The organism is Paenibacillus sp. V4I9 (assembly GCF_030817295.1).
Lineage (GTDB): Bacteria > Bacillota > Bacilli > Paenibacillales > NBRC-103111 > Paenibacillus_E.
The window spans coordinates 5,460,689-5,472,468 of the sequence record NZ_JAUSZE010000001.1 but is presented as its reverse complement, the minus strand read 5'-3'; the positions used below and the strand labels follow the sequence as shown (position 1 = coordinate 5,472,468).

At 43.3% G+C, this 11,780-nt stretch carries 15 protein-coding genes and 1 tRNA gene; 7 read left to right on the top strand and 9 right to left on the bottom strand.

The genetic code is table 11. The annotated features are described in order from the left end of the window. Window positions 1-186 precede the first annotated feature (186 nt). From QFZ81_RS25545 to QFZ81_RS25535, 3 genes are read right to left on the bottom strand one after another with little or no spacing between them, the layout of a single operon-like run. Window positions 187-537, bottom strand: coding sequence for an MmcQ/YjbR family DNA-binding protein (locus QFZ81_RS25545; RefSeq protein ID WP_307605297.1), 351 nt, complete (start codon window positions 535-537; stop codon window positions 187-189). Window positions 538-558: 21 nt separating this feature from the next. Continuing rightward, window positions 559-1,218, bottom strand: a complete 660-nt coding sequence (locus QFZ81_RS25540; protein ID WP_307605296.1) for an NAD-dependent epimerase/dehydratase family protein — start codon at window positions 1,216-1,218, stop codon at window positions 559-561. A gap of 45 nt (window positions 1,219-1,263) precedes the next feature. Further along, window positions 1,264-1,590, bottom strand: a complete 327-nt coding sequence (locus tag QFZ81_RS25535) for a winged helix-turn-helix transcriptional regulator (protein WP_307605295.1) — start codon at window positions 1,588-1,590, stop codon at window positions 1,264-1,266. A 139-nt stretch (window positions 1,591-1,729) separates the two neighbouring features. On the opposite strand from QFZ81_RS25535, the gene QFZ81_RS25530 reads away from it, so the two are divergent. Continuing rightward, complete coding sequence (locus tag QFZ81_RS25530; protein WP_307605294.1) at window positions 1,730-2,899, top strand: MFS transporter; 1,170 nt, start codon at window positions 1,730-1,732, stop codon at window positions 2,897-2,899. A 126-nt stretch (window positions 2,900-3,025) separates the two neighbouring features. Here QFZ81_RS25530 and QFZ81_RS25525 read toward each other — a convergent pair whose 3' ends face one another. Beyond that, on the bottom strand, window positions 3,026-3,247 hold the full coding sequence (locus QFZ81_RS25525) for a hypothetical protein (RefSeq protein ID WP_307605293.1): 222 nt from the start codon (window positions 3,245-3,247) through the stop codon (window positions 3,026-3,028). Between the two features lie 159 nt (window positions 3,248-3,406). Next, on the bottom strand, window positions 3,407-3,700 hold the full coding sequence (locus tag QFZ81_RS25520; protein ID WP_307605292.1) for a hypothetical protein: 294 nt from the start codon (window positions 3,698-3,700) through the stop codon (window positions 3,407-3,409). Between the two features lie 978 nt (window positions 3,701-4,678). Between QFZ81_RS25520 and QFZ81_RS25515 the strand changes: the two genes are divergently transcribed. Continuing rightward, complete coding sequence (locus tag QFZ81_RS25515) at window positions 4,679-5,566, top strand: prohibitin family protein (protein ID WP_307605291.1); 888 nt, start codon at window positions 4,679-4,681, stop codon at window positions 5,564-5,566. A 286-nt stretch (window positions 5,567-5,852) separates the two neighbouring features. On the opposite strand, the gene QFZ81_RS25510 is transcribed toward QFZ81_RS25515, so the two are convergent. After that, window positions 5,853-5,925 (bottom strand) — tRNA-Ala (locus tag QFZ81_RS25510). A 210-nt stretch (window positions 5,926-6,135) separates the two neighbouring features. Here QFZ81_RS25510 and QFZ81_RS25505 point away from each other — a divergent pair. Both QFZ81_RS25505 and QFZ81_RS25500 read left to right on the top strand, forming a co-directional pair. After that, window positions 6,136-6,423 carry a hypothetical protein gene (locus QFZ81_RS25505; RefSeq protein ID WP_307440299.1) on the top strand — a complete coding sequence of 96 codons (288 nt, stop codon included), beginning with the start codon at window positions 6,136-6,138 and terminating at the stop codon, window positions 6,421-6,423. 16 nt (window positions 6,424-6,439) lie between these two features. Next, window positions 6,440-6,955 (top strand): VanZ family protein, encoded by a 516-nt coding sequence (locus QFZ81_RS25500; protein WP_307605290.1) that lies wholly within the window; start codon window positions 6,440-6,442, stop codon window positions 6,953-6,955. Here QFZ81_RS25500 and QFZ81_RS25495 read toward each other — a convergent pair. Beyond that, entirely contained in the window at window positions 6,933-7,082 is a 150-nt protein-coding gene (locus tag QFZ81_RS25495; RefSeq protein ID WP_173185497.1) for a hypothetical protein, read from the bottom strand. The two genes, QFZ81_RS25500 and QFZ81_RS25495, sit on opposite strands and share 23 nt — an antisense overlap. Before the next feature lie 114 nt (window positions 7,083-7,196). Between QFZ81_RS25495 and QFZ81_RS25490 the strand changes: the two genes are divergently transcribed. Both QFZ81_RS25490 and QFZ81_RS25485 read left to right on the top strand, forming a co-directional pair. Next, complete coding sequence (locus tag QFZ81_RS25490) at window positions 7,197-9,023, top strand: SgrR family transcriptional regulator (RefSeq protein WP_307605289.1); 1,827 nt, start codon at window positions 7,197-7,199, stop codon at window positions 9,021-9,023. A 60-nt stretch (window positions 9,024-9,083) separates the two neighbouring features. Continuing rightward, window positions 9,084-9,482, top strand: coding sequence for a hypothetical protein (locus tag QFZ81_RS25485; protein WP_307440306.1), 399 nt, complete (start codon window positions 9,084-9,086; stop codon window positions 9,480-9,482). Between the two features lie 18 nt (window positions 9,483-9,500). On the opposite strand, the gene QFZ81_RS25480 is transcribed toward QFZ81_RS25485, so the two are convergent. Next, window positions 9,501-9,761 carry a hypothetical protein gene (locus tag QFZ81_RS25480; protein WP_307440308.1) on the bottom strand — a complete coding sequence of 87 codons (261 nt, stop codon included), beginning with the start codon at window positions 9,759-9,761 and terminating at the stop codon, window positions 9,501-9,503. Window positions 9,762-9,947: 186 nt separating this feature from the next. Between QFZ81_RS25480 and QFZ81_RS25475 the strand changes: the two genes are divergently transcribed. Continuing rightward, complete coding sequence (locus tag QFZ81_RS25475; RefSeq protein WP_307440309.1) at window positions 9,948-10,613, top strand: tetratricopeptide repeat protein; 666 nt, start codon at window positions 9,948-9,950, stop codon at window positions 10,611-10,613. A 13-nt stretch (window positions 10,614-10,626) separates the two neighbouring features. Here QFZ81_RS25475 and QFZ81_RS25470 read toward each other — a convergent pair whose 3' ends face one another. After that, window positions 10,627-11,679, bottom strand: a complete 1,053-nt coding sequence (locus QFZ81_RS25470; RefSeq protein WP_307440312.1) for an acyltransferase — start codon at window positions 11,677-11,679, stop codon at window positions 10,627-10,629. Window positions 11,680-11,780: the final 101 nt, after the last annotated feature.

Here is an 11,780-nt window from a genome sequence, read left to right as displayed (position 1 = left end):
TCCTTTCAAATATGTAGAAATTAGTCAGAGATGATTATTAGCACTCTCAGTTGCTGAGTGCCATTCCTTACTTTTATAACACTCCTTAATTTTATTGTCAATATTTCATTCGATATATGAACATGAAAAAAGATTGCCAACCACCTGGTCGTGAAAGACCGGATAGGGGCAATCTTTATTTTATTGCTATTTAAAACCCAAAGTTTCATTAAAAGCTTTAAAGACCTTCTTAGGAGCTACAAGGCTCCAGGCAAGCATAAACATATTACGACATTCATCTCGCTGGATACGATCCATTCGAACAATCATGAACGCTAAGTTTTGGAAGCTTTCCGGCATCTGATAAACATCAGGATCCATCGTGGTGTAAGCAACTCGATCCTCTTTGGTCGTTTTAATTACGAGTGATACACCATCCGGTTGGATGACCGCAAAAATTTTGCTGCGTACATGAAAGGAAGGTTTGTCCCAATGGTCATGTTCTTCCGTCTCCGGAAATGACAACGCGATGCTTCTAATTTCATCAGCAGTAACCATAATTGTCTCCCCGAATTCTTCTCAAATGAGATTGATATCACTGCTCTCGATGATTGATTTTGGAAAACCTTGCTTGGCAATTTTTATCATTGCGCGTCCGATCTTTTCTGAAGTCGTAATCGAATTCGGGAACCATTTTTCTAACAAAGGGTAGAGAGGTTTCGATATGGTGTAAATGCTCTGGTACAGTTTAGTCTTGGACTTGACGCCGTGCAATGGAAGAATACCTCCTGGACGGAACATGTAAGCTGCCTTAAAAGGCAGTTTAAGCAAATCATTCTCCGTTTTTCCCTTAACTCGCGCCCACATACTGCGACCCTTTTCCGTACTATCGGTTCCCATTCCTGTTACATAGAAGAACGACATGTTTGGGTTCAATCTCACTAATGTCTGGGCAACATGCATCGTAATATCATAGGTTATAGCCCGATAGCGGTCTTCGGTCATACCCGCGGAAGAGACACCAAGGCAGAAAAAACAAGCATCGAAGCCCGATAGTTTATGCTCAATGTCAGTTAGATCCAGAAGATTAGCATGTACCTGTTCGTGCAATTTGGGATGATTCTGACCGGTGGTGTTTCTACCTACAGTTAGCACACTTTGAATTTGAGGATCGAGGAGGCATTCGCGCAGCACGCTCTGTCCGACCATGCCCGTAGCTCCGAAAAGAAGGACGTTCAATCTATCACACCTTTCACTTCAATTGTATCGAAATTACGTTAATGGTTATTTGCTTTCCCATCTCTTGGCCCATTTATCCATTTCTTTGAGAGCGGTCTGAAAATCAATTCCTTTTTCCGTTAATGAATACTCTACCATGATGGGTACAGTTGGAGTTACTTGACGTAGAACTATCCCGTTCTGCTCTAAATGCCGCAGCACATCCGTTAAGGATTGTGTCTTGACGATCGCTAAATCTCTATGAAGCTGTTTAAATCGTTTCGGGCCTTTAGATAGCTCCGCGATCACTAGAAACGCCCATTTCGCACCAAGTATGGTCAATACGGAACAGATGTTAGAGAAGTCATGCCCTTCTTCTTGCAGAGGTTCCACGTAGCTTCACCTTCTTACTTATAGTTAGTTAGTCAAAATTCTTGGATAATGTCCAAATAATTTGCCTTCTTACATTAAGATCGTAACATTATTATACTTCAATTAAACGATCACGGAATAGCAGAAAGGAATGAATCGAATGAATCGACTGTCTATCTACATCCTTGCCCTGGGGGTATTTCTAACGGCGACCTCGGAGTTGGTTGTTGCCGGAATTCTTCACGTCATCGCTGAAGACTTAAACATTTCTATCGCTCTTGCGGGGCAGCTAATCACAGCCTATTCTCTTGCGTTTGCGATTGGAACCCCCATCGTGGTGTCACTTACTTCCAGGATGGGGCGCAGGAAAGTGCTGCTCGGCTCACTGGCTGTATTTATCTTAGGCTGCCTGGCTTCTTTTGGGAGTTCAGAGATTTCGGTCTTCATGGTTTCTCGTATTATTCTTGGGGTAAGCGCAGGCGTCTATCTTGTTGTAGTGTTTGGCGCGGTTGCCAAATTAGTGCCTGCTGAGAAACTAGGAAGTGCGATCGGCACGATCGTTCTTGGGTTTAGCAGCGCTATGATCTTAGGGGTCCCAATTGGAATTGCCATTACCAACTGGTGGAGTTGGCAAGCCATTTTCATTATTTTAGGATTATTCAGCCTGTTAATTACTTTCGTAATCTTCCGCCTTCTACCAGAAATCGAGGGGGACGCACCGGTTCCATTCGGGCAGCAATTTAAAGTGTTGGGAAGTCTCATCATCGTAAGCGGTTTGTTCCTCACTTTCTTTAGGGAATCAGGTAACTCGATTTTATTTACTTATCTGACGCCATTTATACAAGACGTCCTTCATGTGAAAGCCTCCAACATAAGTATCATTATGCTTGTTTTCGGTATTTTCGGAGCCATCGGTTCTCGTTTAGGCGGTTATGGCGTTGATAGATGGGGAGCGGCTCGCGTCATTACGCTGAGTATTATCGTTCATGTAGCAGCTCTAGCTCTACTGCCTTTTTTTATAGAATCATTAGTTATCAGTTTAGTGTTAATCGCCCTTATGGTGTTCTCCATGTTCGTGACCGGTCCAGCTATCCAAACGTATTTTATTCAACAAGCGCCGCTGTCATCCAATCTCGTTCTCAGTTTGAATACATCCATCATTCATTTGGGATTAGCTGTGGGAGCTGGAGCGGGGGGAGTGATGGCGAACGCGACTTCGACTGTCTTCTATCATCCATGGATGGCAAGTATCATTGTAGCGCTCGGGTTGGCGGCTGCCTTCGTCAGTTTTAGGATGGAGAAGAAGATTCAAAGTTATCGTCCCGAATGATTTTTAACCTACCACACGCATCCTTACAATTTACGGAATGCTTGTTAAACATCTAACGGGAATCTAATAGTAATTAAACATTTCATCCTGAAAACTTTTAACATTGAATCGGTAATTAAACCGCTTTCAAATTATTTCACTTTTAACTATGTAAGGAAGAAGATCACAAGATATATCCGCTTTGAGATCAAGGATACATTGCAAAGCTTGCTTCTCATCAATACCCAGAATACTGGTTAAGTAAAATAGCATATGTTCATAGATCGAGCCGAAATTCTCTAGTTCGTTGGGGTTATCGGACAAATATGTTTGATGTTTCTTAACGAAATTCTCGCTGATAGGATTCAAAATGATATACCTCCAACTGGTTATAAAATCAATCTATCACAATTGGTTAGAGGTGAATAGGGATTTTTTTAATGTTTATGGATAACCATACATTTGATAAGCAACCTAATGGAAAGAGAACAGAGCCGCACGGGAAATTCGCCCGACTCTGTTACCAATTTATTTGTGAGTTTGTTCTCCTCTGTGCCCACCTTGCCAATTACCTTGATGATCTTGATGTTGCCCTTGCCATCCACCCTGTTGGCCGGTCCACTGTCCACTGTGCATACCATGATAAGGCATTGGATAGTGATGTGGATGGTGAGGATGATGCGGATATGGAACAGGATAAATGATCACTGGATGATGATGCATATGCGGATGATAGTGGTGATGAGGGTGATACGGGTGATGTGGATGATGTGGATGATGTGGATGATGCGGATTAACATAATGACCTTGGTTGTAACTCATTATTCAATCTCCTCCAAAATTTTGATACACCAACCTATGTAGAAAAGTAATAACTGGATGCTTGACTATATCGATTTGGGCATCCAAAAGGAACATAAGCAGCTTTTAGTGGGGCTCAGAGAGGCTAAACAGCAAACGTTCAAGACAATTCAAGCATGGAAGACACTAGGTGCTTTGATAGGAGTTGACGCAAAAGGAAGGACTGTGTTTTTACTAGTGTGGAATCAAGGGGGATGTATGAATCTGATTGGCCATCTTTAAAAGAGGTCAATATAGTAAAGGCTATAGCCAATTCATAGTAAATGTTCCAGGGCTCCCCAAAAGCTAGAGCTGGGCGATAGATTCCAAGTGACTTTTACTGAATTCGGTAGTATCGATGATTCTGTAAAAACAATGGTGGCAATTGATAAACTAGGAAATCGCTATAAAATGTCAAGGAAGTTAGTAAAACATTTGAAAAAGAGTAAACGGTACTGCAAAAGCACCAGATGCAGAATCAATTCACGAATTTACAGTAACTTACTCAGCTATGATAATCCACGATTAAGTTCTTTAGCACTCCACACGAGTGCCTTTTTTTTTGCCAATCAAACCGCATTTAAATGGTGAAATGATCCTTTTACGCAGAGGTCGAGGATACAGCGGGTGGGAGCGGTCTGGAAAGATCCCAACGGATAGTACTTATCGTTTCACTTTTTAAGTGCGGTTAATAACTCTCCATGAAGTGGTTGCATTGAACAAACCGAAGCGCGAGAAGAAGAAGCCTAAGCAGCTAAGAGCAGCAGAGAAGCAGAGAAGCAGAGAAGGCACATGATGGGTTGTGCAGTCGAATGGAATATGTGTTCTGTATCTGTAAATCGCTAGAAAGTGGCAATTTGGGCTTTGAAAGATGGATTAAAGGGGAGTTAGATGAATAGATTTTGAAGTAAAGAGATTACGGTACTAATAAGCTAATTCACTATTCAGGAGAGTGTAACTATGGAAACAGGTATGAATGCAAGAAAAGGATCGACTTTAACCAAAGGGATCAAATATGGAGTCGGTGGAGTTGCGATACTTCTTTTGATTTTGACTGCGTTTAGTACAGTAGAGAACGGTCATGTTGGGTTCAGAAAAACCCTAGGTAGTGTTAACCCGACAGTGCTTGAGCCGGGTCCGCATTGGAAGTGGCCGTTCATCTCAAGCATTGTAGAAGTCAATACGCAAGTAGCAAAATCGGAAGCTGACGCAGCAGCGTCTTCTAAAGACTTACAACCCGTACATAGTCATGTTGCTGTTAACTATACAATTCCTAAAGGAGTAGCTTATAAGTTACTTCATGACGTTGGTTTAGATTTCGACACCAAAGTCATTAATCCTCACGTACAGGAGATCTTTAAAGAAGTTACAGCTAAGTACAGTGCAGAGGAGTTAATTTCTAAACGTGAACGAGTAGCATTAGAAACAAACGAATTATTAAAGAAAGCTCTAGAGGCATACAACATCCAAGTAGGGGATATCTCTATTGTTAACTTTACATTCTCCGATGCATTTAATCAGTCTATTGAGCAGAAACAAATTGCGGCACAAAATGCAATGAAAGCTCAGAACGATCTAGATAAAGCTAAGATCGATGCTCAACAAAATGTAGTAAAAGCGGAAGCAGATGCTACAGCGGCGAAAGCTAAAGCGGATGCTGATCTATATGTTGCGCAACAAAAAGCAAAGGGTAACATAGAGCTTGCAAAGTCAATTACTGCTGACTTGGTAGATTATAAATTCCTTGAGTCTTGGAAAGGCGATGTGCCTGACGCTTGGGGTAACGGTTCTTTGATTAACATGTTACCAAGCAAAACTCCAGTGCCTACTGAAACTATTAAGAAGTAATTTAATAAGAGGAGAGTCGTAATAGTGATTTGAATGGACTATGAGACACTATAAAGCACATGACCTAATGGCCATGTGCTTTATTTATTCTCAATGGAATCAAAGGGGATGTATGAATTTAGATTTAAACGGCTGACGAAGAAAATTCGACGCATACGAACTCAGTGGTAGATATAAACGCCGTGCTCCTACACTGACGTTCCGTCCGCGCGGGCGAACCTGCGGGGTTCTCTCCCCCGACTCCACACAAAAAAACGCGATCCCGAGGGACCGCGTTTTTCTAGTATGGAATCAAGGGGGATCGAACCCCTGACCTCTTCGCTGCCAGCGAAGCGCTCTCCCAGCTGAGCTATGACCCCTTAATGTCGTTCAATTAATGTCGACTTTTCGTATTATACATGAATTATCCAGCTCAAGCAAGCCCTGCGTCGGAGAATTTTTCTATAGTTTTTCTTCCATGCATAACCATTTGACGTTTCTGTTGCAAAGGGCGGCAAACGTTGTTTTCAGCCGGTTATTCATGCTAACCTATTAGAATAAACTAGTTGATCGTGTGGGAGTGACGGAGAGTGTCGAATGCGGTGTTGTATTGGGTTTTCTTAGGTGCAGCTTTTGTAATTCCGTTTGTTATCGGTGTGTGGTTAATGCGGAAAACGAATCGATTAGGATTCTCTTTCTGGATAACGACAGCTTTGAATATGGTTATGACGTTGGCTGCTGCGTTTTGGTGGAAGTCTGTGACGGATGATCCGTTCCGCATGATGTTTGGGATGGCCTTTTATGGGGTATCCGCAGTAAATCTGATGGTTATTGAATTTTTTGCTTTATTCAGCATTCGTAAGAAAATGAATCCTTAAGGGGAATGATTCACTCATGTCGAAATCATATTCGAAATTTTATTATTATTTTTTCTTGACTGCTGCCGTCCTTTGGATGGCGTTTATTTTTTTAAAGTCGGCAGAATCGTATCAGCAGCAGAGCTTGCGGCCGCTGTTGGAATCCAAGCTTGCGGGCGTTCAACTGATGAACATATTCCCACATTGGGAGTTCTCCTATGACCACCAAAAGATCTCATGGCAAGACCCTATCGGTGTCATCGAGTTCTTCATAAGAAAAGCAGGGCATGTTAGCGAGTTCGCTATCCTTGCCCTGCTCTGGTCCTTAGCACTGCTGGCGAAGCCTGTAAAAGTCGTCATGGCACTGCTCACCTCCTCCATCATTTCGTTAGTTTATGCGGCTTCCGATGAATGGCATCAAACTTTTGTAAAGGGTCGAACGGGGCATGGGATTGATGTTGCGGTCGATGCCATGGGTATACTTCTGGCAGTTCTCTTTGTCCTAATGGTTCTTTGGATAAGAACTAGGATTAAACGAAGAAGAATAAGTTAGTTAGAAGCATGTAGACTTTTCTTTTTTTAATCGATTTCCATTTCCAATGCTCGCGAGCTTCGTTTTCCAAATCTTGCTGCTGCCATTGCATCAGCTTCTCGGATACGTATAGATCTGTAGGTTGCATACGGTTCACCTTCCTTTCTTTTCCTGTTAGATCTAGTTTACATCTAGAATAAGGGGAACAAAAAGAGTATAATTCTCTTTAACTATTTCCCCTTTTATGGAAAGGATGTTGAGTATGCAGCTTTTGACCCATTTCTTAGAGCTTCGAGCTAGTTTTGAACATGGGGTAGAACATGAACCACAGCCTATAACGTTAGATGAATTGGCAGATAGATTGTATTGTACAACACGTAATGTAAAGATTTTGCTTAAAAAAATGATGGAGCAAGGCTGGGTATACTGGAAGCCTGGAAGAGGAAGAGGTAATGTCTCCGAGATTACATTTCTTGTCTCCTCGGAGGATATGATTTCGAAGCAGGCGATGGAGTTGGCGGGCCGAGGCGATTATAAAGGAACGATTGAACTGATTCACCAATTGGGTAGAGGAGAGGCGCTGCAGGACTCTTTCATCGATTGGTTGTTCAGTTTTTTTGGTTATCGTGCAGTCGAACTTGAGGAGCGTTATAAGGACACACTGCGGTTTCCGGTCTACAAATGGCTGGTGACATTGGATCCGGCGCACTCTTTTTATGCATTCGACTGCCATCTCATTAATCAAATCTTTGACACGCTGATTGTGTACAATCCGCAAACAACGGTCTTTGAGCCCCATTTGGCCCATTATTGGGAAGTTAGCGAGGATGGCTTACATTACACGTTCTATTTGCGAAAAGGCGTGCTGTTTCATCATGGCAGAGAGATGACGGCGCATGATGTTTTTTACACATTTTCGAGATTGAAGGAGCTTGGCCTATCGGCGTGTCAAGGTTGGATGACCGAAAGTATTGAGAATATGACGGTACTGAATCGAAGTGCGATTGCTATCGAGTTGATGCAGCCGAATGTGCTCTTTTTGCAGCAGTTATCGCATTCCTCGATGGCCATCCTGCCGGAGGATATTTGTCGGGATAACGAGGGAATCTTTGGACGTATGCCCATTGGGACAGGGCCTTTCAGGCTTGAACGAAACGATGATTATATCTGTAAACTTCGTGCTTTCGATGATTATTTTGGGGTTAGGCCTCATCTGGATCAAGTGGAAATCTGGCTTTTGCCTCAGGATTTATCCGAGGTTGGCCCTAGTTGGGATATGGTGCAAGTGCTTTGCGACCATACGAATTCCCGGAAACCTGTAGGTGCTGTCGGTAAAGATACGGAATGGCATCAGATTGAGCAGTCGATTCTCGGCTGCAGCCTGCTTACTTTTAATCGGAATAAAAAAGGGCCTCAGCAGGATACTCGTTTCCGCAAAGCGATTGACCTGATTATCGATCGTGATCGAATGATTGAGGAGCTTGGAGGCTTCAGAGAAGCACCAGCCAGCAGTTTTTTACCAACGTTGGATCGCAAAGGAGCTGTCTCCGGTTATCATACTGATTTCGTTGAGGCTAAGCGCCTTCTTGATGAAATGGGGTATAACGGTGAGTCCCTTCACATGTACATCTATAGTAACAACAACGAAGATGCGCTATGGATCGTTGAGCAGTGTTCCAAAGTTGGAATTAGGATTGTACTGACAACCCAGAGTAAGTCAGATATGATGGGGCTGGACACGATTCAGGAAGCGGATCTCATATTCTATCACATTTGTATGGAAAGCGATTATGACCTTCATATTATTCAGACGCTTAAGCAAAGCAACAGCTACGTCCGCGCCCATTTAAATAGCGAACAAAAGGCCTGGGTTGATGCAGAAATCGATCAAATTCTCCAAAATGCAAGTCAAGAAACGCGTATATGCAAGCTAAACGAGTTGATTGAAGTGCTGCAAGAGGAGAAATCGTTTCTCTTTGTGCTTCATCGTTCTCAGCAAACCACGTATCATGATTCGATCAAGGGAGTGAGTATTAACGATTTGGGTTGGGTTGATTTTCGGAAAATATGGTTCACTCCTAGCGTTTGATAAATCCTATAAAACTGGAAATACTCTTCTTTATGATAGGTAACATTAGGAGGGTATGACATGAGAATTAAGCAGGCAAACATTGTTCGCTTCACGGAACGTAATGATATTCGGTGCGCCGATGTTGAAGTTAAAGCCAATGGCATAAAAGGGATTTTATTAACTGAATTCACAGCCTTGAAAGATAACGACTTTGACATGAGACATGTGTACCGCAAAGACGCATCGAATGAAATCGACTGGTATGATAACAATTTACATGAGGCGTTTAAAGATGTTTCTGAGGAATTGTTCAACAACAACGGACTTGATAAGGAGTGGGGCAAGCGCGAGGCGTTCATAGAAGAGATCCTGTCGTTCGGTTCGATTCGTAAAGAGCTGGAAGAGCATTTTCAACGTACTCACACAGCTTCGCTTTTTCATACAGACGATGTGGATGATCAGACCTTTTTACATTAATAAAAAAATAAACGACCCTTAAGGTCGTCTAGAATAGGGTTCGTAGCGGCTTTCCATGGCGTGCCAGCGTGCGTTAGCCACGAAGAATCCGATGAAGACGAAGACGAGAAGACGAATCGGTAGCCAAACCCATTTGAGCTCCTGAAAACTAAGAAATTCGATGACACTAAACAATAACGTGAGTCCGATGCCCCAAGGGAGCAGGCCGAACAGAATTAAATACTTGGATCTTCCCAGTTGTTTTCTTTTGTGCCAAACTTCTTTACGTGGATCGCTCATAGATAAACTCCCTTTTTCTTTTCATTATAGCACCGCTTCAAAAAAATCTCGAATGAGTGATCCATCTTTCAAATATAGTAACTTGTAGAAGCACTTGGCCGAAGGCTGGGTGCTTTTTTCTTTGAATAGGGATGACCAAACAAGGAAGATTATGGTAGGATAAGGAAGTCGAAAGGAGGGTTTATCGTGCTTATCAAATTACTTGTTTTCGGTTTATTATGGCGCCTTGTTGGTAATCCGTTTCTTGCTCTTCTTATTTTATTAGTCATTCTGTACGTGTTGGACAGAAGATTTGTCGGGTTAACACCAAACATATTCAAGCCATTTCAATTAAGCCGCAGAGCATCTAGATTGCGAAGTGACTTGCACGCTAATCCGCATAATACGTCAGCTAAATTGGAGTTGGCAAGGATTCTAATCGAGCGTAAAAAGTTCAGCGAAGCGCTCCCCTACTTGGAACAAACCCTGTCTATTATGGAAGAATCCGCAGATGTCCACTATGAGATTGGCCTTTGCCTCCTTAAGCTAGGGGATCTCATCAAAGGTGAAAGCTATATGCTCAAAGCGGTAGAATTAAATCCACGAGTCAAATTTGGTGAAGCTTATTTACGACTTGGTGAAGCTTTAGCTCCATCATCCCCAAAGAGAGCGGCGGAATTCATCGAGCAATTCCGAGACCTGCACTCTTCGTCGGTTGAAGCTTACTACCGTCTTGGCCAGCTGTACCAGCAGCTCGGCCGCGCAGAGGACGCTAAGCGCGCTTACCGCGAAGCGCTGGATATTCACCGCGGCTTGCCGCGTTACAGCCGCAGACAGCAGCGGCGATGGGCGCTATTAGCTCGCTTCAAATGAAAGAAGGTTCCGCTCAGTTGGCGGAACCTTTTCTTTGTGCGCTCGCATACAGCCGCACGAGCAGCCAAGAGCCAAACAGTCCGATGAGAATCGACGCGACTGTGTGGAGATCGTACAGCCATAGCTGCTCCTGCGCTGGCGCGATGCGATCCCAGAGCGTTAGCAGCACGGGATGCACGAGATAGATACCGAAAGAAGCTCCGCCTAAGGCAGATAACGCGGTGCCAAACGGTGAGCCGCTTTCCAGCCGCTTACGACCCCATTGGATGCAGCATAGCGGGATCGCCATACAATAAAGGAGAAGTGCTAGCTCGAACCATGAATTTTCGATAGATGCGAGCCCGTATTCATGGAGCAATAGCATCCCGACAAAAGCGACACCTGCAAGAAGCATGATGCTCCAAATCCAACTTGCATACCTTATAGACCAAGCAACAATCGCCGCATAATGAATGCCCATGAAAGCGCCGAAAGCAAATAGGGCTGAATAGCTTAGAAACAGTGAAGCGTATTCTGGAAGAGGATACACCCAATGATGAAAGCAATAGGCAGCTGCTTGAATCCCGATACCAATAGGAATAAGTCCTTGACGAAACCGATGCGACCGTCTAGCAGCCGTCATCATCAGGGGGAATAAGAGATAGAACTGAACAATAATGACCATATAATAGAGATGATAGCTGGCATTTCCCGACATGAGCAATTTGATTACGTGTATAACGTCAAAACCAATGTTGCCATGAAATATGAATTGATTGAATAGGTAGTAAAAAAGTGACCAAAGGACATAGGGAATCAGAATTTTTCGCAGCCGTTTTATCCAGAAAACCCGCGACATTCCCAGCTCCCAGCGGTCGTAATACGTATAAAATAGGACAACACCACTGATCCAAATAAAGAGTGGAACCGTGAATAAACTGGCCTTGTTGAGGATGAAAAATACGGCATGAGACCCAGTTCCTAACGGTAGCTGAGTCGCGCCTGAAGTACCATGAATGACGAGAACTGCGATGATCGCTATAGCACGCACGATGTCGATTTCGGTAAGTTTGGGCCTTGATAACATGTCTATGACTCTCCTTTTTTCACTTTTTTCACTCTATCATGAAAGAAATGAGAGAACAATACGGTTTCCAAGAGAATCTTGCTCGGCTTGACGCTCCCCCG

Bases quoted from the DNA above. Each gene is read 5' to 3' on its own strand.
- QFZ81_RS25485 (WP_307440306.1), top strand. From the start codon at position 9,084: ATGAGAATTAAGCAGGCAAACATTGTTCGCTTCACGGAACGTAATGAT.
- QFZ81_RS25470 (WP_307440312.1), bottom strand. From the start codon at position 11,679: ATGTTATCAAGGCCCAAACTTACCGAAATCGACATCGTGCGTGCTATA.
- QFZ81_RS25520 (WP_307605292.1), bottom strand. From the start codon at position 3,700: ATGAGTTACAACCAAGGTCATTATGTTAATCCGCATCATCCACATCAT.
- QFZ81_RS25530 (WP_307605294.1), top strand. From the start codon at position 1,730: ATGAATCGACTGTCTATCTACATCCTTGCCCTGGGGGTATTTCTAACG.
- QFZ81_RS25500 (WP_307605290.1), top strand. From the start codon at position 6,440: ATGTCGAAATCATATTCGAAATTTTATTATTATTTTTTCTTGACTGCT.
- QFZ81_RS25490 (WP_307605289.1), top strand. From the start codon at position 7,197: ATGCAGCTTTTGACCCATTTCTTAGAGCTTCGAGCTAGTTTTGAACAT.
- QFZ81_RS25545 (WP_307605297.1), bottom strand. From the start codon at position 537: ATGGTTACTGCTGATGAAATTAGAAGCATCGCGTTGTCATTTCCGGAG.
- QFZ81_RS25515 (WP_307605291.1), top strand. From the start codon at position 4,679: ATGGAAACAGGTATGAATGCAAGAAAAGGATCGACTTTAACCAAAGGG.
- QFZ81_RS25495 (WP_173185497.1), bottom strand. From the start codon at position 7,082: ATGCAACCTACAGATCTATACGTATCCGAGAAGCTGATGCAATGGCAG.
- QFZ81_RS25480 (WP_307440308.1), bottom strand. From the start codon at position 9,761: ATGAGCGATCCACGTAAAGAAGTTTGGCACAAAAGAAAACAACTGGGA.